This window comes from Mucilaginibacter sp., from assembly GCF_041663085.1.
In the GTDB taxonomy this organism is placed as follows: Bacteria; Bacteroidota; Bacteroidia; order Sphingobacteriales; family Sphingobacteriaceae; genus Mucilaginibacter.
This window is the reverse complement of record NZ_JBAZRC010000035.1, coordinates 1-23,351: the sequence shown is the minus strand read 5'-3', so window position 1 is coordinate 23,351 and position 23,351 is coordinate 1. Positions and strand designations below refer to the sequence as shown.

General features: G+C 42.5%; 20 protein-coding genes. 8 read left to right on the top strand and 12 right to left on the bottom strand.

Annotated elements, in window-relative coordinates; genetic code table 11:
* The first annotated feature begins 14 nt into the window (after window positions 1–14).
* Window positions 15–746 carry a hypothetical protein gene (locus WC615_RS09195; protein ID WP_372977811.1) on the top strand — a complete coding sequence of 244 codons (732 nt, stop codon included), beginning with the start codon at window positions 15–17 and terminating at the stop codon, window positions 744–746.
* Between the two features lie 50 nt (window positions 747–796).
* Here WC615_RS09195 and WC615_RS09190 read toward each other — a convergent pair whose 3' ends face one another.
* From WC615_RS09190 to WC615_RS09170, 5 genes are all read right to left on the bottom strand, one after another.
* Window positions 797–1,282 carry a hypothetical protein gene (locus WC615_RS09190; protein ID WP_372977810.1) on the bottom strand — a complete coding sequence of 162 codons (486 nt, stop codon included), beginning with the start codon at window positions 1,280–1,282 and terminating at the stop codon, window positions 797–799.
* A gap of 69 nt (window positions 1,283–1,351) precedes the next feature.
* Window positions 1,352–3,262: a DUF3857 domain-containing protein gene (locus WC615_RS09185; protein WP_372977809.1), complete on the bottom strand. Its 1,911-nt coding sequence runs from the start codon at window positions 3,260–3,262 to the stop codon at window positions 1,352–1,354.
* A 46-nt stretch (window positions 3,263–3,308) separates the two neighbouring features.
* Complete coding sequence (locus WC615_RS09180; RefSeq protein WP_372977808.1) at window positions 3,309–5,498, bottom strand: penicillin acylase family protein; 2,190 nt, start codon at window positions 5,496–5,498, stop codon at window positions 3,309–3,311.
* A 439-nt stretch (window positions 5,499–5,937) separates the two neighbouring features.
* Window positions 5,938–7,020 carry a DUF3810 domain-containing protein gene (locus tag WC615_RS09175; RefSeq protein WP_372977807.1) on the bottom strand — a complete coding sequence of 361 codons (1,083 nt, stop codon included), beginning with the start codon at window positions 7,018–7,020 and terminating at the stop codon, window positions 5,938–5,940.
* A gap of 118 nt (window positions 7,021–7,138) precedes the next feature.
* Window positions 7,139–7,654, bottom strand: coding sequence for a DUF2911 domain-containing protein (locus WC615_RS09170; protein ID WP_372977806.1), 516 nt, complete (start codon window positions 7,652–7,654; stop codon window positions 7,139–7,141).
* Between the two features lie 260 nt (window positions 7,655–7,914).
* On the opposite strand from WC615_RS09170, the gene WC615_RS09165 reads away from it, so the two are divergent.
* The gene (locus WC615_RS09165; RefSeq protein ID WP_372977805.1) at window positions 7,915–9,567 is read left to right on the top strand and encodes an ArnT family glycosyltransferase; all 1,653 of its coding nucleotides are present in this window, start codon (window positions 7,915–7,917) and stop codon (window positions 9,565–9,567) included.
* Window positions 9,568–9,571: 4 nt separating this feature from the next.
* Here the strand turns inward: WC615_RS09165 and WC615_RS09160 are convergent, their stop codons facing one another.
* The 4 genes from WC615_RS09160 to WC615_RS09145 form a co-directional block, all read right to left on the bottom strand.
* Window positions 9,572–11,998 carry an MG2 domain-containing protein gene (locus WC615_RS09160; RefSeq protein WP_372977804.1) on the bottom strand — a complete coding sequence of 809 codons (2,427 nt, stop codon included), beginning with the start codon at window positions 11,996–11,998 and terminating at the stop codon, window positions 9,572–9,574.
* Window positions 11,999–12,190: 192 nt separating this feature from the next.
* On the bottom strand, window positions 12,191–12,382 hold the full coding sequence (locus WC615_RS09155) for a hypothetical protein (protein WP_372977803.1): 192 nt from the start codon (window positions 12,380–12,382) through the stop codon (window positions 12,191–12,193).
* Window positions 12,383–12,443: 61 nt separating this feature from the next.
* Entirely contained in the window at window positions 12,444–14,927 is a 2,484-nt protein-coding gene (locus tag WC615_RS09150; protein WP_372977802.1) for a TonB-dependent receptor domain-containing protein, read from the bottom strand.
* Between the two features lie 90 nt (window positions 14,928–15,017).
* On the bottom strand, window positions 15,018–15,431 hold the full coding sequence (locus tag WC615_RS09145) for an EamA family transporter (protein WP_372977801.1): 414 nt from the start codon (window positions 15,429–15,431) through the stop codon (window positions 15,018–15,020).
* Between the two features lie 178 nt (window positions 15,432–15,609).
* Between WC615_RS09145 and WC615_RS09140 the strand changes: the two genes are divergently transcribed.
* A complete protein-coding gene (locus WC615_RS09140; RefSeq protein ID WP_372977800.1) occupies window positions 15,610–16,638 on the top strand; it encodes a fatty acid desaturase in 1,029 nt (342 codons plus the stop codon).
* A gap of 70 nt (window positions 16,639–16,708) precedes the next feature.
* Window positions 16,709–17,620 carry a hypothetical protein gene (locus WC615_RS09135; RefSeq protein WP_372977799.1) on the top strand — a complete coding sequence of 304 codons (912 nt, stop codon included), beginning with the start codon at window positions 16,709–16,711 and terminating at the stop codon, window positions 17,618–17,620.
* On the opposite strand, the gene WC615_RS09130 is transcribed toward WC615_RS09135, so the two are convergent.
* A complete protein-coding gene (locus tag WC615_RS09130; protein WP_372977798.1) occupies window positions 17,617–18,354 on the bottom strand; it encodes a hypothetical protein in 738 nt (245 codons plus the stop codon). The genes WC615_RS09135 and WC615_RS09130 overlap by 4 nt on opposite strands.
* A 26-nt stretch (window positions 18,355–18,380) precedes the next feature.
* Window positions 18,381–19,259 (bottom strand): AraC family transcriptional regulator, encoded by an 879-nt coding sequence (locus WC615_RS09125; RefSeq protein ID WP_372977797.1) that lies wholly within the window; start codon window positions 19,257–19,259, stop codon window positions 18,381–18,383.
* Between the two features lie 184 nt (window positions 19,260–19,443).
* Between WC615_RS09125 and WC615_RS09120 the strand changes: the two genes are divergently transcribed.
* From WC615_RS09120 to WC615_RS09105, 4 genes are read left to right on the top strand one after another with little or no spacing between them, the layout of a single operon-like run.
* Complete coding sequence (locus tag WC615_RS09120; RefSeq protein WP_372977796.1) at window positions 19,444–20,085, top strand: RNA polymerase sigma factor; 642 nt, start codon at window positions 19,444–19,446, stop codon at window positions 20,083–20,085.
* Entirely contained in the window at window positions 20,082–21,407 is a 1,326-nt protein-coding gene (locus WC615_RS09115) for a hypothetical protein (RefSeq protein WP_372977795.1), read from the top strand. Before WC615_RS09120 ends, WC615_RS09115 begins: the two co-directional genes overlap by 4 nt.
* Window positions 21,408–21,414: 7 nt before the next feature.
* Window positions 21,415–21,957 (top strand): YceI family protein, encoded by a 543-nt coding sequence (locus tag WC615_RS09110; protein ID WP_372977794.1) that lies wholly within the window; start codon window positions 21,415–21,417, stop codon window positions 21,955–21,957.
* 24 nt (window positions 21,958–21,981) lie between these two features.
* A complete protein-coding gene (locus tag WC615_RS09105) occupies window positions 21,982–22,926 on the top strand; it encodes a DUF5777 family beta-barrel protein (RefSeq protein ID WP_372977793.1) in 945 nt (314 codons plus the stop codon).
* Window positions 22,927–23,014: 88 nt separating this feature from the next.
* On the opposite strand, the gene WC615_RS09100 is transcribed toward WC615_RS09105, so the two are convergent.
* The coding region (locus WC615_RS09100) for an NAD(P)/FAD-dependent oxidoreductase (protein ID WP_372977792.1) at window positions 23,015–23,351 on the bottom strand (337 nt) is incomplete at its 5' end.

Genomic DNA, 23,351 nt, shown 5'->3' with positions numbered 1-23,351 from the left:
ATATCCCTGATTATATGAAGCACCTATTATCCATCATCACCTCTATAGTAACGCTACTATCGGTATGGGGGGTTACCTTGCCAAAGCAGCTAACCTCAACCGAGGTTATTAAAAAAATGTATAGCCGTTACCATAACAAATGGCATACATCATTAACGTTTACCCAAACTACCGGGCGCTACCGTAATGATACACTGGTAAAAACAGATGTATGGCATGAGCGTATTGTTTACCCGGATATGCTGCGGATTGATTTTGGCGAGCAAACAGGCAACGGCGTTATTTACCGGGGCGATTCATCCTACGTTTTCCGCAACAATAAGGTGGTACGCTCAACAAGGGATGAGAACGAGCTGATCTTCTTTTTGGGAGGCATGTACTTTACCACCATCGACCAGGTGTTCGTACATTTTAATACCCTGCATTTCGACCTGAGCAAAGGCCACGAAAGCACCTGGAAAGGGAAAGCGGTTTATGTGTTAGGATCGGCCAATGATGATGAGAAGGTAAACCAGCTTTGGATAGATAAAGAAAAACTGGTTGCCGTACGTTACTTTAAGTACGATAAAAACGGTAAAATGGAAGCTACTTTTGAAGAGCACAAAATGGTAGAAGGCGCCTGGAGCGAAACCCTTTGTAAGTTTTACATCAATGATAAACTATTGCAAACCGAAGTTTATCAGGATATTAAAGCAAACCAGCCGATAGATAAAAGTGTATTTGACCCGGCTTTGATAGGTAAGTAACAACTACCATTATTTATAACGATCCCCTGCAATAGCCGGGGATTTTTTATTTAGTACCCCGCAAATTCTTTTTGCGTAACCACTACCGATCCTTTATTTTCTGTAGTGCTTATCAGCATGGTAATGAAGTAAAACTCGTTATCAAACTTGTAGATATTGTTGTACGCATCCTGCCCTTGAAATTTCATGATAAGTTTTGCCCTGCGTGCCTGCGCTATGAGGTTTACAATGTGTTGCGGGTCGCGGGTATCGTAGGTAACGGTACGCAAAATGGTGCCGTTTGATAGGATGGTGTTTTCGCCAATGGTAATGCTCTGTTCCTTTACCTTGTTAGACCGTGAACGAAAATGCTCAATCTTTTTACCATCAACCTCTTCCAAGTATTGATGCTTAAATACGTTGCCAAGGGTTAAGTAAGTATGCGCCTGCCCATCGCTAAGGTTGGTTAAGTTTGTCAGGTCGAAAAAAGAAATGCTTTGCGCCCGTACAGTTGAGCAAAAGCAAAATATCGCCAGTATTAAGCAGTATCTTTTCATTTAATTGTGATAAACAAATATAATCAAATTTTGATTACAAGTTGGTCCGTAAGCGGGTTGCTTTATAGCTTATGGTTTTACGGGTTGCTTTTTCAATACTATTTGTTCATTTAGCATTTCATACATGATTTTATAAAAATCGTGCAGGCTTTTATACTCGTCGCGGCTGTATTTTGCTTTTCCAAAACCTATTTTGTAATTCACAATAATTGCACCTTCTATTTCGCCAATAACGCGTTTAAAACTGATGCTGTTATCGGGCATTACAATAGTTTGCGATTTTGGCAGCGCATCTATCTTATAACCCGCAGGTATTTTGTACCGCCCGTTAATGAGGTACCTGTTAAGGTATATAAAATCAATATCAGAGAAACGCGTATCGTTTATGAATGGGTTTGCATCAAGGCCTGTAAATAGGTTGGGGCTAAAGTAGATGTAATCACCGTCAAAACCGGTCATATCAAGTTTAAAGTTAAAGTCCTCTCGCAGGGGCAGGCTATCAACTTTGGCATTCATTATTTTATAATCGGTAATCGTTACCCCTTTATTCTTATCCTTTATTTCGCTCTCTATATATTTTACCTCTCCTACCTTATCATACAACTGCAGCTTATCAATACGTTTATATGTAGAACTGCTTCGCTGTGTAGATCCTTCCATTTTGCCTGATAATTTTATCTCTGCGTTCACAAAAACCACCTCCTCCGATTGCTGGTTATTATTCAATTTTACCAGTTCGAAGTTCTTTGTTTCGGGCTCAATACTCAGCATATTCAGGTTCAGCAGATCCGATGGCGTATTATTAAACGTGTTGTATTTATCAGTAGCATCTAACACGTAGTAGTTTAACGAATCTATCGGCACCTGCACAACCGTTTTATTTAAACGGCCAAAACCAATGTTATCGGTTTCCAGTTCACCATTGTCGCGGGTTCCAAAAAGTATCAGTTTAGGGTTTACACCACTCGCTTTTAACAAATGATACAAAATCAGGTTTATTTCGGTAGAGTTCCCTTTCTTTTGCTTCCAGGCTTTTTGTATACCATCTACCGTATACCATGCATTCACTTCATTCCATGCAACCGTGTTTTTAACCGTATTAAACAGATATTCCATTTTTTCGTTATCCGTTTTCATAGCCTTGGCCCTGGCAATTACAGGTTCTTCTGCGTCCAGTTTTTTCATAAACTGCAACCCAAAATCCACATCCTCCAACGCTTCGGTTGTTACAGCCCCCCAAAAGCTAAATCGTCGGCTATGTTTGAAATAAATACTTTGAATATTATCTTCAATGGAGTGCATGTAGGGTTCTACCCTAAAAGCCGGGATATTTTTCATTGCCCAGATATGCCTGCTGCCAAATTTAACTTTAACAGCACTGTCGATATCGAGTTTTTGAGTGGTTTTTTGTATTGTATTAAAACGGTACTCGTTCTCAAAGCTGCCATCTATCTCGCTATACCTTGTTGGGATAAGCTTTTGAAACGCCCAACTGGGATAATTGTACACATATGGCGTTTGCAGGGTGTACTTATATTCGATAACCGAGCCGGGCTTAATATTAGGGAAAACAAACACAATTGCCCTGCGCTGTTTATCAACCTTAACGTTTACTATTTGTGTTTTATCCAGAACAACCCGTTCAACCTTACCATTCACCAGGTTATAAGTAGATGCTTCTACATTTTTGACCACTTCATTATGGCCACCGCCCCAGTATTCTATCCGCATATCCGCAGCAGAGATACCTTCTGTGGTAAATATCTTAACGCGCTTATGCCGGTTCATAACAACATAATAAGAATTGTTATAAGCTACTTTTGCAACATCAAACAGCACCATGGCATTGGCCCCTTTTTCAAAATCGCAGGTGGTAAGTTTAAGGTCGTCGATATCTACCTGGCCATATGGTGCTTGTTGTGCGCCGGCATTTAAGCATACGGATGCAAGAAACAGCAGTAAAAAGAATTTAATTTTCAATCAATTAGGTTTAGGCTACTAAATTAAACTTTTTAGGATATTGATGCTACGGGTGATAGCTTTTCTCCACATGCTTCAATACATCCTCTTTATAAAACAGCACATCCTTAAATTTACCGTTAATGTACCCTTCGGCCTGATCTGTAAAATGCCTGGATTGCACGTTGAAGGATTGACCGCCGGTTATAATGGTTTTTGCTTTTACTTTCGGCCCAAAATCAATAGCGGCAATAAAACTGTTGCCCGAGTAACCGTACCGCTTATTTGTTTGCATGGTACGACTTTGGTATGAGGGCAACTGCCCAAAAAGCGAAGAGGTTGCCCCTACGGGGATGCTAGGTTCGCTATCACTAAAACTTACGCCATCTGCCGGGCGCTGGTAACGGTTAATATCGCCCCACTGCACCTTCCATGAGCCGAAACGTCTTTGAAGGTCCTGCATGGCCATACCAAGTATTTGCAGCGGCGTGTTTGCCGGCAGGGTTTGCAACATCTCCCGGGTTCTTTTTACCTGGTAGCTGCCCTCGCCAGGTTGGGCTGCGGGTATAGCCCCGAACATTAAGGCTCCCCAATTAACCGCTAATGTAGTAGCCACCGATGCTGCCGAACTGCGCTTGTCCCATGCTTTTAAGATGTCAATAGGTTCGGCAAGCTGAGCCTTCAGGCTGTCAGGCGCATTATTATACGATGCAAATAAAGCGGGCAGCAGGTCATCAAAAGCAGCCAGGTATTTATCGTAACCTTTGGCAATAAGGCCATCCAGCGTAATGCCTTTTCCGTTACCGAGCAAATTAATGGCGTTGATACCACGATAATTTTCACCATCAGGCGCCATGTAGGCGGGGTATTTTGTTTTATCGGGGCTGGCAACTCCCGATGAGGTAAATGGGGTTGAGTTACAATTTTGGATATATCCTGTTGCAGGGTTATAAACATGTACAATCTCGTTAACACCATGTAGGCCTTTCCATTCGGTAGCAGAAGTGCTGCCATCCACAGGCAGGTTCCAGTTAAACTGCGTATCGCGCTTTGGCATAAAATTACCGTACCAGAACGCGATGTTACCTTTATCATCCGCATACACCGTATTATTACTGGTGTTTGATAACAGGCCCATCGCTTTTTTATATTCGGCCATGCTGCTTGCTTTTGTGATTTGCCATGATTCCAGCAAAGCCTTATACGAGCGGTTATTGTGTTTCAGCGCCAGCCACTTGCCATCTTTACCGGCTATTACCGGGCCGTGATGCGTATAATAAGCAGTGATATTACGGGTAGCATAGGTATCGCCCTGTTTTATGTTCAACTTCAGCTGGCGGGTAGTTACAGGTTTTAGTTTGCCATCATACTCGTAAAACCATTTGCCATTTTGCTGTGTCACCTTTTCGGCGTACAGATCGCCCACATCGGCATAGCTGCTGGTGTGCATCCAGCCGCAATGCTGGTTAAAGCCCTGATATACAAAAAACTGCCCCCAGGTAACCGCCCCGTAGGCATGCAGCCCTTCTTTACTGTTTAGCCCAACCTCGCTCCTGAAATAGAACGGCACATGCGGGTTGATATAAAGCATAGCATGCCCGCTTGCCGACCGCGAGGGCGCAATTGCAAACCCATTGGAGCCTATCTCTCTTTCACCAGTATCTTTTATAAGCGATTGAGAGGGGTATGTAGCCCCTGTTTTATAAGTATCGCCGGTATAAAATGCCTGTGTTTCGCGTGGGCTGATGTCGCCGGTTTCTGTAGCGGCAACGCTGCCATCGGTAAACATCAGGGCATACCAGGGTTTAAATTTTGTAAAAACAAGCGGCTTAACTTCCGGGTGTTTATATAGGTAGTAGTTGATGCCATCTGCAAAGGCGTCCATTAGTTTTTTAAAATATGGGGAGCTTTGGTTGTAATCTTTTATGGCATCAGCGCTATCGGCAATAAGTTGCAGCTGTACATCTTCAAACAGCTTGCCTTCGCCATCGGCTTCGGCCTGGCGGCCCAGTTGGTACAGGTAATTACGCTCTATACCTTTAAAATTATCTTCGCATTGCGTATACATCAGCCCAAAAACTACCGATGCATCTGTATTACCATAAATATGCGGCACGCCGTAATTATCGCGGATTATGGTAACCGCCTTTGCTTGCTGCTTATAACGGCCTATCTCGGCAGTAGAAAATTTGCGTACCTGCGCATTCACATTAGCGCTTAGTGTACACAATAAAAACAATGTGTATAGTTTTTTCACAATAACGGATTTAAAGCTGCTTGTTTAAAATTAGCAAATCATCAGCACTATACAGTACTGATCAAAGCATCTCGTTCACTTTACAAATGTCATTTTAAAACAATAAAAACTGCATCTGTAACATTTACGCGTTAAAATACGACATAGTATATAATATGTTTTAAAGCACCCCGTTCATGGTGTATCTTTGACACATCTGTTGTTTAGAAAGCTTAGGAACAGTTTTTGCACTGTAACATACAGAATATAAATACATTAAATATAATATAAAGCAATCGTAGTGGTTGGCTATAAAGAACTTGGGTAAACTTGCATAGTTATCTGAGGTTTAGTTGATCAACATTATTTGAATGATGTTGTAGTGCGTTCCGGGGTGAGATACGGAACGCATTTTTTTTCCCGTATTTTTTTCGCCCCCCAACTACTCTCCCTTCACTACTCACTTACCTCTATACATCGCCATAATCAGCAGTACCATTCTGTTATAAGTATCAAGGCCCTGGGGTTGGTTATTTACCTTTAAAAAATTATCGTAAAAAATGCTGGTAAAGGTGTTCAGTTTATTTTGATACGATAACCAGTACAACCGTTCTTCTTTAAAATCGGCCAGTACCGCGGGCGAGATCCGGGTTTTAAGCTGCTTAAACACAACAGTATCTGTATACCGAACGGTGTGCATAAATTCGTTCACGGCCACGTTATAAGCCGAATAGCGCAGCAATTTATCATCCGATCGGCTTGCTGCTAAAAAGCCTACAAAGTTTGCTTCATCCTCGGCGCCGTACCCCATCTGGTGCGACATTTCGTGGCAGGCCACAAAAGGGCGGTTAAACACCGGCATCTGGTAGTTCATTTGCGCCTCGCCGGTAAAGGGATTGTAATAACCCGATGTACTGATGTAGTTTAGCAGCGGCGTTAGTAATGATGGTTTTACCGCCGGGCTGTAAGTACTAAACTCGGCAGATGTGCCCGAAAGGTTTACCACGGCCCTTACCGCCGTTTTATATATAGAATCGTTACCGCGCTGCAGGTCGGCCGGGGTTACCCTTGCCCGGCTAGCGTTAGCGCTGTCTATCAATATAGTGGTTACATTTTGCAGTTCGGCTTTGGTGTAGGTACTGTCGCGCAGGTTTAGCCGCTCGCCCGCAGATGGCCTGAAATAGTTAAGCCCCCAAAAAAGGTAAAATATAAAAACCCCTGCAAACACCCCTATAGTAACGCCTGTGGCTAAAAGCCCTGCCTGCATAAACCTTTTTTTAATACAAAGGGCAATGAGGCGGATAAGTGCGTAAATTAAATAAGCAATAACAACCAGGTACAGTACATCACCAAAACTAAACGGGAACAGATTAAATAACGGATGCAATATGTGGCAAATAGCCGGGTAAACCCCTTCTGAATAATACTTCTCTACCGCCCTGGGATGATCGGCAAAAACATTTAACAGGTAAATAGCTATGATAAGTGCAAGTATAGCCGCCCCCCGTTTTATTAAAGCCTTTTTATCCTTTTGTTTGTTCATTTATGGCGATAAATATAGTATTTAAAACAAAGGCAAATATTACCCTTTATTTAAAATAAATACATAAAAAAGCCCCCCGATAAATCGGGGGGCTTCCTATACTTTCTATTAATAGTTACTACTTTATTTTAACCGGAACAGATAATTTATCCCAATTTAAAGAGAAGCCTTTGGCGTTTATTTTGTAAACCAACCGCTCATTCATTGCGCTTTTTACAGGCTTAACCGTTACACGTAAAGCATCCTGGGCTTTATCGTATTTGTAAGCGCCCCATTGTTTAGCCACTTTGTTGAAAATGATTGTCCAGGTGGTTGCTGTTGGTATAGCAAAAAAGCCATAGGTGCCTGCAGGTAATTTTTTACCTTCAACCAGTATATCCTTGCTTGTTGTAAACACAGTAGCTTCGTTTGCACCGGCGCGCCATACTTTACCGTATGCTTCAAGTTCGCCAAAAACCTTGCGGCCTTTTACTGACGGGCTGCCATAGTTAATGCTTATAGTAGCACCATGCACGGTTGCGCTAACGCTATCGCGCGGGCTTTCAACAGGTTTGGTTTGGGCAAATGTAACGGCTGAAAACAGCATAGCAAACGCAAACAGCGCTGCCGCTTTTAGTTGAATTGTTTTTTTCATGATAGTATATCGTTATAGTTTATGTGCGTAAAGATAGATGTAAACAAATAACAATCTAAAAAAAGTTTGCAACCGGTTATCTGTGCAAAAACTTTCACTAAAACAGTATGTTATACAAACTGAGCTCGCATTGCAGTTAGGAATTGACCGAAAGGTTAAACAATTGTTGTGAGTTTTTGGCCCTCGCCGCAAGGCGGGGGTTTTTTATAACCCTACCCCAATAAACTTTGGCGGCATTAAACTTATATTTGCTGCCAGTGATGACCAATAATTACAAACCTTTTTACCTGCTGATCTTTGTACTGGCACTACTGGTTAGTTTTGCCGGCATCACTACCGATTTTTTTACCGACGACCAGGGCCTGTATGCGGCCATTGCAAAAGCTATGGTACAGAAGCATGATGCGCTGCAACTTTTTACCTATAACCGCGACTGGCTCGACAAACCGCACTTTCCGTTTTGGATGGCGATGCTGAGTTTTAAAGTATTTGGTATTAGCACCTGGGCCTACCGCCTGCCTGCCCTGCTGTTTTTTTTATTGAGCCTGCTTTATACCTATTTATTTGCCCGCAGGTTTTATAGTAAAGAAGTTGCCTTAACAGCAGTTTTAATATTGATGACAGCGCAACACGTACTGCTATCAAACCTTGATGTACGTGCCGAACCTTATTTAATGGCACTTGTAATTGGAAGCATTTACCATATTGCCCGCTATAACGATAAGGCTGTTTTTAGACACCTTATACTGGCTGCCCTCCTTACAGCATGCGCCATCATGACCAAGGGAATATTTGTTATTGTAGCCGTTTATGGCGCCCTGCTGGGCCAGCTTATATTCCAGAAAAAATTTGTGCAGGTTTTTTACGGCAAGTGGCTGCTGCTTTACCTGCTCACCTTTATTTTTACCCTGCCCGAGTTTTACGCTTTATACATACAGTTTGATCTGCACCCCGAAAAGCTGGTTTTTGATCGCCACCATGTAAGCGGCATCCGCTGGTTTTTATGGGATAGCCAGTTTGGGCGCTTTGTAAACAACGGGCCCATCAAGCAACAAAAATCGGGCGATATCTTCTTTTTCATACACACCATGCTGTGGGCTTTTTTACCGTGGTGCCTGCTTTTTTATTATGCTGTTTACAAAAGCTTTAAAAGCATCTGGCAAAAAATAAAACTGCCCGAATATTATACCCTAAGCGGGGGGCTGCTGCTGTTGCTTATCTTTTCGGTGTCGCGGTTTCAGCTGCCGTTTTATACTAATATTTTATTCCCGCTTTTTGCCATTATAACAGCGCCGTATTGTTTTAAACAACTAAGCCGCGCTGGCCAATATTACAGGCAAGTGGCTTTATGGTTATTTGTAGTGGCATTGCCGTTGGTTATTGTGGTAATACATATTTACTTAAAGCCGCAATCAAATATATTGTTTGTGGTAGATTGCCTGATTTTTGGAGCGATCGCTTTGCTTATCACCCTGAAAGTAAAAACCCGCAGCTACAAAACCTTTATGCTCACCTGCTGCTCGGTGTTGTTTGCTAATTTTTATCTGAATACCGTTCTGTTCAAAACTATTGCTTCATACGGCGGGCAGGTAAATGCGGCTAAATACATCAATCAGCCACAGTTTAAGGATGCAAGTATTTATTCATTACGGCCATCAAACAACATTTTCCAGTTTTACAGCAATAAACCTGTTAATTATATCCCGATGGAAGATTTTGGCAAGCTTACCTCTACCGGTAAAGATATCTTTTTTGTTAACCAGCCTACGGTTGATTACCTCACACAAAACCATCAGGATTTTAAAGTGATTGCATCCTTTACAGATTACCCACAGGAAAACATCTTACCCAGGTTTGTAAACCATGCTACACGCAACATGGTGCTGGCAAAGGTTTACCTTATCAGTAAATAACGGCTTATTTCACCGTGTACTTATATACAACCCTGCCTATATTGCCTGCATTATCAATACCTTCAACAATAACACGATATTGCCCCGGGCCATCGTTAAAATAATCAAACATAGCGTTACCGGCATCGTTAGTTACCAGGTTTGGTTTCCAATATATAGTGGTGCGGTCTTCTTCAGGCCATTTTTTTGTAGCCTCATAAACCGGCGAATAAAACTGGCGCGCAACGTAAAAACCTTTAGGGCTTATAGATAAGATACCAGGGGACATCTCCTTACTTATCACCTCATCGTTAGTGCCGCCCATCCTGGTATTGATAACTATTACGCCCGCCCCTGCGCCTAAACCATAGGCAGATGCATTTGCACCTTTTAATATCTCTATATTATCAATATCGGTTGGTAAATAGCTATCAATGTTGCCATTTTGCGTAATAGCACCATCTACAACTACCATCATCGGTTCCTGTATAACGCTCTTACCTGAAAAAACCGCATTGTTACGAATATAGGCCTTACCTTGTATAAAATCGATATTACGGGCTATTCCTACCAAACCCTGCGACAACGACGGGGCAGCTAAAATATCTTTTCTGAATATTACCTGGTCGGCATTACCCGCCCCACCCAAACTTGATGAACGGTACGTCACCTTGTCTTTTATATTAACTACTTTCAGTTTACGTACTTTATTCAGATCGGCGTTAGGCGCCTCTGCATAGGTCCCGGTATAATCGGGCAGCTTCACATCCATTTGCCTTTCGGGCGAATTACCAGCGCTTACAGGTAACCCGGCACCTGCCTTATCCAACAAAAATTTGGCTTTGTTGCGAATAGATTTATTCTCGATATTGAGCAAAAAACTGGTTTTATCTGCAAAATCCAGGTCCGGGAAACTAAACCTGCCGTTTGCATCCGTCACCGCATTCATAGATTGCATGGTAGATGCCAGCATAAGCGATATTTTTTCGTTTGGCACAGGCTTGCCTGCATTACTTACCAATATACCTTTTATATCCAGCCCAACTTCCGACTTATTGGCTATTGTGGCCGGTGCCTCATTTAAAAGCTGCTTCCACTCAAAACGGCGGTAACCTTGCGTAAGCATTAAAATATCCAGATTGTTGCGGGTGTCGGTATTTACGTTATTAAAGTAATAACCCGGCTGTTCTACATAGCCACGCAGCTCAGATGTAAGCAGCAGGTCAGACAGGATGGAGCTCTCTTGGTCCTCGTTGGTTTGCACGTTGCTTTCGTCGACCACTGCCACAGAGAAATTGCCCACGGATGCTTTATCAGCCGAGGCCAGTTTTGCATTGAGGGTTATATGTGCTTTATTGTGGCTTGAATAGGTTAGTTTATCGCTATTAATAGTAAAGTTAATATCAGCCGGGTTTTGAATAAATACCAGGCGCTCGCTTAAGGGCACACCATTGTCAGAGAAAAGGGTAATTTGCGCAATGCCGTTTGCCAAATCTTTTTTCGGAAGATCGAACCCGATCACCTGGTTATCAAGCACAGTTTTAACCGTTTTTACAATCCCTGCCGAGTACACCACCACATTTACTTCTTTGTTCTTATTCTCTAAGTAATACGCCTTATTAGCATTAATATCTATCGATAGTTTAGCCAGGTCGCTATTATTAACGTTAAGCGATATGCCTTTTGCTTCGGGTATGGGCAATTGTACCACGTTCATCGAACCATCCGGGTAAGTCACTTTAGCCCTATAAGTTTTACCATCCTCAGGGGTTATAAATATCTGCCCCATACCCAAATGCGCCGAGGTAAATTTGCCAACCTCAACGTTGTTATTATCAACCACAATGCCTTTTACATAAATGCCCATACCGTTACTCCCAACTGCTTTAAATGCAATTTTGGCCGGCAAGGCCGCTACAAAAGTGCCCCCTTCCGGAAAAAACTGGACATCGGCTTTGGTACTTGTTGCTTTTGCGGCATAAACCGGTGCTATACTTTTACCATTAACCGGGATGGTTTTATCAAACACATAAGTGTTACCCGCATTTTGCATCCACTGCGTATAGGCCCTAATGCGGTAATTACCTTTAGATATATAGCCGGGTAGCGCAAAATCGCCCCAGGCAAGCCCGTTCTTTAACTGCAACATTAAAGTTTGCATCACAGAATCGCTTTTGCTAATGAGATCTACGTGCAGCACACCGCTTATTTTTGAAAGTTCGTGACGCTCGCCCGCGGTTACATAAGCTTTAAAATAGATGGTATCGCCGGGGCTGTAGTAAGGTTTATCAAAGTGCAGATATGCTTTTTCTATTATCCTGTCTGTTGATAGCGACTGCAATTTGGCAACTACCTCTTTAGTACTACCCTCATTTTTTACAGCAGCAACCTGCGCATGCAAAATGCCATTACAGCAGCTTGCAGCAAACATTAGCAACAAAAGCTTTTTCATGATTGTGAGATTATTTAGTTGAAATAGAGCACGGATGGTTAACCCGGTATAATTGGCAAATAAATATACTGATAATCAGTGCACTAATGCAAATAATATTTTACCTAAGAATTAAAACATGTGTAAGATAACACACCGGATGGCGCATATTATACCCTTGCAGATTGGGGATTTTGCAATGAGGGATACATTTTATTCGTCTTTAATTTCTTCCCAATAAACGGTTTCCTGGTAAATACCGTTTTTGATGGCAACCTGGGCTTTTATTTTATCAAGTTCGGCCTTTTGTTCATCAGGGGTTAGGGTTGTGCTTAACGATGAATAAAAAATAACATAACCAGTCTTACTGTTTATGAATTTAAAGTGTTTATCAGCAGTATTCATAATGATAATGCTTTTAATTATCATTATAGTAATACTTTTAAACCGCATATTGTTTTTAATATTACTTACCGCCTGATGGCTCGGCAGGCATCTGGCCACCGTTATCTTCACGACCCTCTTTATCCTTGTTTTTTGAGAACTCGAGCTTACCAAATTTGTAGCTTAATGTTATCCCGAAAGAGCGTAACGGCAGCTGCCTTAAACTTGCCTGGCTAAAGCCCGGGCCCGAAGTAGTTGACGACTGGTTGATATACTTACTGAACGCATTATTGGCCACCAAACCGATGCTTGCCTTTTTATCCAAAAACTGCTTGCGCACGGCAATGTTGTACCAAAAAAACTGCGGGCGGTTACCCTGTAAGGTTCGCGATGATGAGTTATAGTTACCAAACGCCTCGGCCAAAAAGTTAGACGGGAACTGGTAGCTGGCATTTAAGTTAAGCCTGTATTGAAACGCTGTTACCTTACCTACACCCGGGGCATCATTTGTACGGCTCACTAAAAATATATTGGTACGCAGGTTAAGTTTGCTGGTAACGGGTACCGATGCAAACACATTACCACCTAAAGATGCCTGGGTACCCAGGTTGGCCCGCTGGCTAAGCAATACATTGCTGTATGTTTTGCCATTTATGCTCAGGGTATCGTACTGCGTAGTAAATTGCTGTATATCTTCACTGTTATGGCGGTAAAAGCTACCAATGTAAATATTAGCGCCGCCATCAAACGATTTATTATACCCCAGCTCAAAGCTGTTACTTATCTCAGGTTTCAGGTTAGGGTTACCGGTGCTGATGTTATGCGGATCGCTGATGTTGTAAAAAGGGTTTACCTCGCCATAATCGGGGCGCTCTATACGGTACGAGTAGCTAAGCTTGATGCTTTGTGTACCGCCTATTTTATGTGATATAACAGCTGATGGTGCAAGCGTATTATAACCGGGTATCACCACGCCGGGGAAATTGGCGTTAGTTGTGGTATACTCGTTACGTAAGCCCAGCTTTACATCTAAAAAGTTTTTAAACAACGATGCCGATGTGCTTAGGTATGCCGCGTAAATATTACGCTTGTAGTTAAAGCCGTAGGTTTGGTCGGCATTGTTCATGTAGCTGCTGTCGGCTAAAAGAGTATCGGTGTTGGTAACGTTCTTCAAATCTTCAATTACCAGTTTGGCACCACCTTCAATAGTAAAGGTTTTGGTTATGGGGTGGGTGTAATCAACCGAGATATTGGTTTCCCTGTCGTTACCCGGGTTAAAACCACGGATCCCTGTCGAGATCATACCCGAGTTATCATCATAATCCTGGCGTTGAGAATAGTTCACTGTATTTTTGCTGTAACTGCTGGTAAATAATATATCCAGTTCCTGCCCTTCTTTGGCGAAGGTTTTTTTATAATCCAGACTATAATCGGTAGAATAGGCACTAAAACGACTGTCGGAATTACGCAGACTGATGATATCAGAAACCAGATCACCAGCACCGTTAGTAATAGATTCCTGCTGGTTGGTTAAGCCGTTGCTGTGGTTACCAAAATGGTCAAACCCTACCGATGCCGTTAAAGCATCCTTAGGTGTAATATCCCAGTTAAAACTAAGGCCCGATTGGTAGCCGCTGCGTTTTGTAGCCGCACTACCATTTTGGAACAAGTGAGTGGTACTATCGCCGGGGCCGCTTGTATTACGGTTGTTAGTGCTTAATACCGTAGTGTTTAACTGCGCGTTACCGCTAAAAAATGCATTCACGCCAAAATTACCTTTGCGGGCATTCAGGTTAAACGAGCCGTTTTCCTGGCGTGTACCGCCGGTTAAGTTTATGCTACCATTTATACCCTGTACCTTACTATCTTTTAATATAATATTAATGATACCGCCTGTACCGGCAGCATCATATTTAGCGCCCGGGCTGGTTATTACCTCAATGCTTTTTATCTGGCTGCCGGGTATGGCCTGCAGGGCATCGGCCAGGCTTGCGCCAAAAATACTGCTGGGTTTCCCGTTTATCAGGAAACGGATATTACCGTTACCCTGCAGCTCCACATTACCATCAATATCAACTGTAACCTGTGGTACTTTCTTGAGTACATCAATAGCTGCACCACTTTGCGCGGTAAGGTCATTGGCGGCGTTATACACCATCTTGTCTATCCTGTTTTCAATAACCGGGGCTTTGGCGGTAATGGTAACGCCGGCAAGCTGGTTCTGTATCGATTCTAATGCTATACTCCCTAAAGCAACATTACCACCAGTGGCAACAATTACATGTTCTATAACGTGTTTTTTGTATCCTAAAAAATCTATGGTAAGCCGGTAATCACCGGGGGCGATATTATCTAAGGTAAAATTCCCTTTGGGATCGGTGCTTATGCCGTTAAATGGGCTTGTGCCACCTTGTTTAAATACCGATACGGTAGCATAATCTACCGGTTGTTTGGTAACTGCATCTATAACCTTCCCGGCTATTTTGCCTTTACCTGCATTAGGGGTTTGGGCATTAATACTTAATGTAGTAACAAACAGAAAAACAAGAACAAATAACCTACGCATATAACCTCTTTATTTCGAGGCGCAAAACTGTTAAGAAACTTTGGATTAATTATGGAGGTTTCGTAATTGTTACATTTACATTATGTCATATTAAAATATCAGCACCAATGTGCCTGATATGATAAGCAAAGCCCCCATCGCGGTTTTAAGGGTGAGCGGCTCGCCCAAAAATACAACCGATAATATGATAGCAATAGCAACGCTCAACTTATCTACCGGCGCCACCTGCGATACTTTGCCCAACTGCAATGCTTTAAAATAAAAGATCCACGACAGGCCGGTCGCACACCCTGAGAGCACCAGAAACGTCCAATTCAGTTTACTTAACCCGCTTATGCCGTGGTTTGTACCTTTGTAGAATACAATTGCCCATGCTATAAGTAAAATAACTACTGTACGTATAGCAGTTGCCAGGTCGGTATCAACCCCTTTGATACCTATTTTTGCAAATATGGCTGTTAAGGCTGCAAACAGCGCCGATAATAAAGCGTATATCCACCACATGATTTAAGTCTTACCGGTTAATTTTTTTATAAATTCTCTTTAACGAATGAGAACTTTAAAGAAATTAATTTCTTTAAAGTTCATAAAAGCGGGTATTTTCCCACACAAATTACTGAATTTTCATAATTAAATCATTTTTTTAACACGTTATTCTTATCTTCAACGTTTTAACCCTAATATGAAGAAGACTGATTTTGTTTATTCCCAGGAGTCGGAACCGCACCGTATACGTACCAAAAAGATACTGAAGCAATTTCCGCAGTTAAGGAATTTAATAGGTAAAAACCCAAAAACCATTTGGGCTATTGTAGGGCTTGTAGCTTTCCAGATTATACTGGCCTGGTTTCTGCGCGATCAATCGTGGTGGCTGGTATTTGGCGCGGCCTATTTATTAGGTGCCTTTGCAGACCATGCTTTGTTTGTAATGATACATGAGTGTACCCACCAATTATTATTTAAAAACCGTAACGCCAACCGCTGGGCATCTATGCTTGCCAACTTGCCGCAAATACTGCCAAGCGCTATATCGTTCGAAAAATATCACATCAAACACCACTCTTTCCAAGGGATACATGAATTGGACGCTGATTTGCCAAATCGCTGGGAAGCAAAACTGATCAGCAACTCGTTTTTCGGTAAAGCTTTATGGTTGTTATTCTTCCCGGTATTTCAGTTGTTCCGTTTATCGCGCCTGCGCGAAATACACCCTTTTGATGGCTGGATATTAACCAACTGGATAGTACAGGCTGTATTTACCGGTGTTATATACTATTTTATGGGATGGCATGCATTAGCTTTCTTGCTGTTAAGCTTCTCGTTCTCGGTAGGTTTACACCCGCTTGGTGCCCGCTGGATACAGGAGCATTACTTAACCCACAGCGTTGAGCAGGAAACTTATAGCTACTATGGTAACTTTAATGCGGTAGCATTTAACGTAGGTTTCCATAACGAACATCATGATTTTCCGTCGATACCATGGAATAAACTGCCCGAGATCAAAAAAACCGCGCCTGAATACTATGATACTTTATACTATCACACCTCATGGACCAAACTTTTCTTCCAGTTTTTGTTTGATAGGGAGATCTCCTTATTTAACCGTATACTACGTAAAGAGCGCGGTAAAGTAGCCATTACTGATGTATCAAAACCCGATGCAGAAATGAGCTTTGCAAAAGAACCTGCATTAACCTCTCAAAACTCGTAAACGTTAATTTTAACATATAACAGAACGGCCCATAATAATATGGGCCGTTTTTTGTTCTATAAGCTTAGTTATGTTTAAAAGTAAAGCTTTAAAAATATTTATACCCGTACTTGCCCTGTGTTTTATAGCGGCATTTGCCAAGCACCGCTTAGTTGATAATAAGCAATTACCCGAAAGCCATTTGTATTCAAAAGAAATGGATGAAACCTCGGGCCTGGTAGCCTCTGCGGTAAACCCAGGTATTTTTTATGCCCACAATGATAGTGGCGACACCAGCCGCTTTTTTGCCATTACTGCCGATGGTAAATTAAAAACCACCGTATACTATACCGGCGATATAAAGCTGCGCCGCCGTGGGGTGATAGATTGCGAGGATATTGCCGTAGGCCCCGGGCCGGTTAAAAACAAAAGTTATATTTATATGGGCGATATTGGCGACAATGCTGCCCGCAGAAAATATATAACCGTTTACCGTATGGAAGAACGGAAAAATTGGGGAACAGATAGCATTGCGCACGCGGTACCTGTACCACTATATTTAAAATATCCTGATGGCGCAAAAGATGCAGAAGCCATGACGATAGACCCTATTGAAAAACTTTTATACATTATTACCAAACGTGGCGATAGTGTTGGTGTTTATACTACACCGCTTAAATACAAAGCAAACGATACGCTTACCCTCGCATTTAGAGGCAAATTGTTCTTTAACGGATTAAAACCCTTTAAATGGATAACGGCTGCGGATGTATCGGCAGATGGCAAACAGATACTGGTGAGAAACTACGAGAAGGTTTTTTACTGGCGCCGTAATGTAACAGAATCCATCTGGCAAACCCTGAAACAGGCCCCGAGTGAGCTACCCTACAAACAGGAAAAGCAAGGCGAAGCCATTGCTTTTACACCCGATGGCAAAGGTTATTATACTACCAGTGAAGGCATCTACGCCCCTATCTACTATTATAAAACGCCCGGGAATTAAAGCCCTTTTATAAGCGCCTTAAAATCTATCTTATCAAATACAAACTCGGGCATTTTGTCGGTTTTGCAGTAATTGTGTACCATATCAAAATTTTGCGCGTATTGCAACGGCACATACAAACCGTACCTGTAGTCGGCAGGCAGGGCGGTATCTTCCCAAACAGCCACCTTGTTTTTAGTGTCGATGATATAGATATTGATGTTCGACTTTTTTACAAACTGGTAAAAGGGCTGCGATGTAAGTGTGTACTTACTCTCGCTTAATTTTTTGAAGTTTAGCAAGGGTTTCAGGTCGGGGCCGTCAATGCTCCAATAGGTTAGTGTACTATCCGTAAGCCTGCGCCTGCCTGTGTTCCCCCAATCGCTTGGCGCATATAAGTAATACTTGCCTTTATACGCGTATAAGGGTAACCAATCTTGCCCCAGGCTTGCTACATCATACTTTTTAAGCGGTTTTTTAAACTTCACTTTAAGTATTTTATAGTTTTCGTTATACGCTATACTATCGTAATGGTCATACTTAAAATCAAGTAAACGCTTATATACTTTTGATTCCCTGTTCTTTTCAATGAAAACCGCATGGTAAAATCCTTTCTTTGCCTCTTTCAGTAAAAAGGTAGTATCGGCAGGTTTCGTTTTCCCGGCAGAATCTGCTTGCACAGTAGCGGCCACCTTTTTATCCGGGTTACTTTTACAAGCCGAAAGCAGCATTAACAGGTAGAGTAGCTTTTTCATACCTAAATGTAGTTATAAAAATCCCTTTACTTCACCCTGCGGGTGTAATCATTCACGTAATCCCTTGGTGTTTTGCCCATTATTTTTTTAAACGTTAAATTAAAGTTGTTAACGCTGCTAAAACCACAGCTATAAGCAACATCGGCAATATTATTTAATTCGCCGTTTATGAGCAGTTTGCAGGCCTGGTTTACCCGTACCTTGTTTACAAAAGCCACAAAGGTTACCCGGGTATGTTTCTTAAAATAGCGGCAAAAGGCATTGGGGGTTAAATGTGCCTGCAGGGCAACATCCTCAAGCGTTAGGGCACTACTATAATTGTGCATAATATAATTTAATACCGATGCTATGCGCATACCCTCAGGGTCTGTAAGAGGTTGGGTACGGCTGGCAGCCGATAAGGGCTGCAGGTTCTCTATCCCCATCATCAGGTTAAGCATCCGCAAAAATACCGACATGCGGTAAACGCCCCTGGTATGCTGTACCATATCAATCTGCTCCCTAAAAGTACCTATTACCTCCATCGGGATCTTAAACCCTACCTGCCATTTTTCAAAAAATGCCTTTACGGCCTGCATCTCCGCCAGATCAAACAGCGCAGATAATTTACCCGCCGGATCAAAAAATATGGTGAGCTCCTGCACGGTCATCCGGCTGCGTTCATCAAAATATTCGGGGCTGCTCCTAAATAAATGCGGCAGGTTTGCGCCAAGTACATATATTTCGCCCTGCTTAAAAGGGTGCATACTGTTACCTGCAAGCAAGGTGCCTTCGCCGCGTTTTATCCAGGTTATCTGTATTTCGGCATGGCGGTGCAGGTGCGGATAAAAGTGATTCTCTATCTCTTCCTGCACAATTATGGTTTGCCCCTCGGGCACGGGTATGGTAAAAGGCAGTACTTTCATTAAGGCATTTAGTAAAATACTAAGTTATTGATTTAATTATAGCTAAATTTCTTCAATATTTGGCCTGCGGATGATTATTCCACCAAACAGATACTTTTTTTCACCCGGCGGGCAACCTTTACACCACATCCATCGTGATGTATGCAGATAAGGTGTTAAATTAAGGCAAACAGAAACCCAAAACATGGGCGAAGAAGAATTATATCAACTGGTAAAAGGCTGTTTAAAGGACGACAGGTTGAGTCAAAAACTGTTGTATAAGGCTTACTATGGCTTTGCTATAGGGATATGCCTCAGGTATGCGGCCAACCGGTACGAAGCTTCGGAAATCATGAACCAGGGGTTTTACAAAGTATTCAAAAACCTTGCGAAGTATGATATCACCAAGCCTTTTAAGGCATGGCTGGGCCGTATTATGGTTAATACTTCTATAGATTATTATCGCTCTAACCTAAAAATTGCTTACACCGAAGAACTTGATAAGGCCGAGCATATTAACGATACCGATTTTGCCGACAGGAATTTAAATTACAACGAGTTACTGGATATGATAAGTCAGTTACCGCGTGCATATCGTACTATATTCAATTTATTTGCGATTGAAGGGTATACGCACGAAGAAATAGGCGGTATGCTGAACATCAGCATAGGCACCTCAAAATCAAACCTGCATAAGGCCAGGGAAAAATTAAAAATTATGATAACCGAGAGCAACAAAACGCCCGGCCAAACAAATAAACAAGTAAACGATAACATAGTACCCATTAACCATACAAAGCACACAGACCTATCCATCTCCTTTGTGAATAACGTAACCAAACGATGAAAGAGGAAAAAGAAAATAGTATTGATAAATTGTTTAGCCAGGGCCTAAGCGAGCCCGGCGACGACAATGCGTCGTACCGGGAAGAGGACTGGGATGCTATGGAGGCTATGCTTGATGGTAAAAAGCCAAAAGGTATTACCCGCACTTTAATGATATTGGTTAGCACCATTGCAGCCATGTTGCTGCTGGTTATTGGCTGGTTATTTTTAAACCCTGCATCAAAACCCGATAAAACTATACAGGTGGTGAAAAAAACAGCGCCTGCGCAAAAAGATTCCGGTAAATACGGCCCGCCTGTGCAGCAACTGGCAGATCTCAAAAGTAATACGCTTTCGGCGAATGATAGCAGCGCGATGAGTGCGGGTGATATGAGCCGTAAAAGTAAGTCGTTCTTCACCTTATCTGCTGTACCGGGCGGCCGTAAAATTACCGGATTTGATACTTATGGCGCTAATCCATCCTATATAACAAAAACACCCGGCGCTACTGTAATAGATAAACAAGAGGTTAACAGTACAAAGCAAGACACCGTTGTTACCGATAAAACTGCCCGTTATGCTAAGGTTGATACCATTATTACCGGTAAAGCCGCAGTTATGGCCAGTAACAGTAACCGGGCTGATACCATCAAAAAACGTGAATTAGTATCGGTAATGGATGATGTAAGGCCAAATAAAAAGCCGGCCAAATCGCACCGTTCATCGGGTGGCAGCACTATGGCTTTTAAACCAACCCTGGCGTTAAGCTTTGTGGCATCGCCTGATGTTAATAGCGTTAAAGGCTTTTCGCAAAATAAAGTAGGTACAAATGCCGGGCTGTTGCTAACCATGGGCGTATCCCGTAAATGGAGCATAACTACCGGCGCAATTTATGCCGATAAGCCCTACCTGACAGATTTTGCCAATTACGCTACCTCTTATAAGTTTAACACCAACCCGCAAAGTGTAAGCGCAAGCTGTATTGTGCTGGATATCCCTATCAACGTGGGTTACCAGGTTTACAATAAAGGTGCAAACAAATTCAGCCTGGGTACGGGCCTGTCGTCGTACTTTATGCTGCGCGAAAACTATACGTTCAACTATGCGGGCGAATACCCCGGCGGGCCGGCAACTTACAACATCCGTAACAGGAACCAACATATCATGGGCATACTAAACCTTAATGTAACTTATCAGCGCGAGATAAGTTCAAAATTTGGTGTAGCTGTGCAGCCATATTACAAAGTACCGCTTACGGGCATAGGCTACGGGCAGGTAAATCTGAAATCGGCAGGGGTTGCTGTAGGCGTAACGTGGAACATAAATCCGGGAACAAAACCTTAGAAAAAACATGAAGTATATCGCTCTTATTTTACTCGTCTGGTTTAGTACAAACCAGGCGGGGCAGGACATCTATGTCTGTAAAAGTGCTACTGTAAGCATCTATTCAAAAGCACCAATTGAAGATATCGAGGCCAAAACGGACAAAGGCACCTCGGTTTTTAACGCCGCCACCGGCGAGCTTGCCTTCAGCGTGCCTATCCGCTCTTTAAAGTTTGACAAGGCTTTAATGCAGGAGCATTTTAACGAGAACTATATGGAGAGCGACAAGTATCCGCAGGCCAGCTTTAAGGGCAAGCTTGCGCAAACGCCCGATATAACCAAAGACGGCGTGTACCCGGTAATGGCCAGCGGTGTATTTGAAGTACATGGGGTAAAGCAAAGCCGCACCATTCCGGGTAAGCTTACGGTTAGCGGGGGCGCTATCAGCTTATCGTCGGAGTTTATAGTTGCCTGTAAAGATCATAAAATAGAAATCCCCACGCTGGTATTTCACAACATTGCCGAAACCATCAAGGTGCAGGTTAACGCAACTTATTCGCCATATAAATAACAACCCCTAACACTTATAATTATCATGAAAAAATCCCTCTTATTTATTGCGCTGTTATGTACAGTCGGCTTGTTAAAAGCCCAAACCACCACAAAAGATACCGCCAAAAGCAGCACCGATTCATTAATGAATACGCTGAGCGCGCCAGAAAAAGGTGAGCCTGTTATTGCTACGTTTAAGGCAACCCGCTTAATACTATCACAAACCACCGAAACCGTTAAAAAGAAAGAGCTTAACTTTTTGGTGATACACCGTTTTGGTGATATTGGCAGCTCGGCAGGCGGCGGTAAAACTCTTTGGGGACTTGATAATTCATCAGATATCTACATAGGTTTTGAATACGGCCTTACCGATAACCTGAACATTGATTTTGGTCGCAGTAAATTTGAGCAGATGGTTGAGCTGGGTTTAAAGTACAACATCCTGCATCAAAAAACGGATGAGAGCATGCCCGTTGCTGTTACCCTGATAGGCAAAACGGGTTTTAAAACATACCATACCGAAACCACCATGTTTGATGATTATGCAAACCGTTTCTCGTACCTGATGCAGGCAGTTATCGCGCGTAAAATTTCATCGGCATTATCGCTACAGGTATCGCCCATCTATTTAAGGAACAACATCCCCTATCCATTTTTAGCAGGTAACGAGAAAAACATCTTCGCCCTATCTGCAGCAGGTCGTTTAAAATTCAGCAAGCGGATGGGTTTGGTGGTTGATTATGTGCATCCGTTCTCCAACTTCCGGAACAACAGTGTTGACCCGCGCTTTTATGACGGACTGGGCGTAGGTATAGAGATTGAAACCGGCGGGCACGTATTCACCATCAACTTTACCAACGCGCAGGCTATCTCTGAGTTTAATTACATCAACAACACCCAATCAAGCTGGAGCAAGGGGCAATTCCGTTTAGGGTTCACCATCTCCAGGATCTTTGATTTTAACAAGAAACACAAATCGACCTATTGATTTAATTAGTGAACGACCGATTTAGTGAATTAGTGATTTTTATATACTCAGCAAAAATCACTAATTCCGCCATTCACTATATCACTAATTAATATCTGTTTGGCGAGAACTGGCTGATACCGGCTGATGGGGTGCTGCTATTCAGTACCTCATCAATCAGTTTACCGGTTGCAGGTGCAAGGCTTAATCCCATCATGCCGTGCCCTGTGGCAACAGCCAGGTTTTTGTACTTGCCCGATAAGCCTATATAAGGCAAACCATCAGGCGAGCAGGGACGGAACCCAAACCATATATCTTTTTGCCGCGGTAAGGCAGGCGCAAAATCTGGAAAATATTGAGGGATTGATTCCACGATGCCTGCCACCCGGTTCATATTTACCTGTTGGTTTATCTTGCCAATTTCCATAGTACCCCCAAAGCGAATC